The 303-nt window shown below is 47.9% G+C and carries 2 tRNA genes; both read left to right on the top strand.

What is annotated here, in order from left to right:
- The first annotated feature begins 24 nt into the window (after positions 1 to 24).
- Positions 25 to 95: transfer RNA gene (locus tag HT732_RS09950), tRNA-Gly, on the top strand.
- 34 nt (positions 96 to 129) lie between these two features.
- A tRNA-Ile gene (locus HT732_RS09945) sits at positions 130 to 203 on the top strand.
- Positions 204 to 303 lie beyond the last annotated feature (100 nt).

Genomic DNA, 303 nt, shown 5'->3' with positions numbered 1-303 from the left:
TCGATCCCGTTAACTCCCATTTTAGCGGGTGTAGTTTAGTGGTAAAACTACAGCCTTCCAAGCTGTTGTCGCGAGTTCGATTCTCGTCACCCGCTTTGAACTTTGTTCTTTGTACCAAGTTTTTGACTTGGGCGCGTAGCTCAGGTGGTTAGAGCGCACGCCTGATAAGCGTGAGGTCGGTGGTTCGAGTCCACTCGTGCCCATAGTGTTTAGTCCATTACTAGGGGATTGGAATATTATCTGTTCACTAAGAGGACACGGGCTTGTTCCCGTATAAACTATTTTGGAGGATTACCCAAGTCC

Origin of the sequence: Streptococcus sp. 5346 (genome assembly GCF_013277455.1) — a bacterium.
In the GTDB taxonomy this organism is placed as follows: Bacteria; Bacillota; Bacilli; order Lactobacillales; family Streptococcaceae; genus Streptococcus.
This window is presented reverse-complemented; position numbering and strand designations above follow the sequence as displayed.